This is a genomic window from Azoarcus sp. TTM-91 (genome assembly GCF_012911025.1).
GTDB lineage: Bacteria > Pseudomonadota > Gammaproteobacteria > Burkholderiales > Rhodocyclaceae > Azoarcus.
Genome location: NZ_WUEI01000320.1, coordinates 1 through 390, shown reverse-complemented (window position 1 = coordinate 390; position 390 = coordinate 1). Strand labels below are relative to the sequence as shown.

The 390-nt window shown below is 67.2% G+C and carries 1 protein-coding gene; it reads right to left on the bottom strand.

Annotated features, from left to right (window positions below):
- Positions 1-390: AMP-binding protein (locus GRF61_RS24430; RefSeq protein WP_169153189.1), on the bottom strand; the 390-nt coding region annotated here is incomplete at both ends.

The window sequence follows — 390 nt, the reverse complement described above, 5'->3', positions numbered from 1 at the left end:
TGCCCGGGTCCACCACGCGCACCTGCATGCCGGGATGCGGCAACGCCCAACCCATGGCGCGCAGTTCGAAGGGATCGTCGTGCGCGGACAGCGTGATGTTGGGCGAGGCCTCGGACTGGCCGTAGGCGTTGCAGATGCCCGGCACGCCCATCACGTCGCGGATCTTGCCCATCACCTGCGGACCGGCCGCCGCCCATCCGCCGCGCAGATGGATGCGCTTGCGGTCGAAATCGGGATGCCCCATCAGCATGAGGAAGATGGTGTCGTTGCCGGACGTCAGCGTGCAGCGTTCTTCGTCGAGCATGCGCAGCGCCTCGGCCACGTCGAACTTCGGCAGCGTCAGCAGGCAGCAGCCGGTCATCAGGCTGACCAGGATCGACAAGGTGGTGC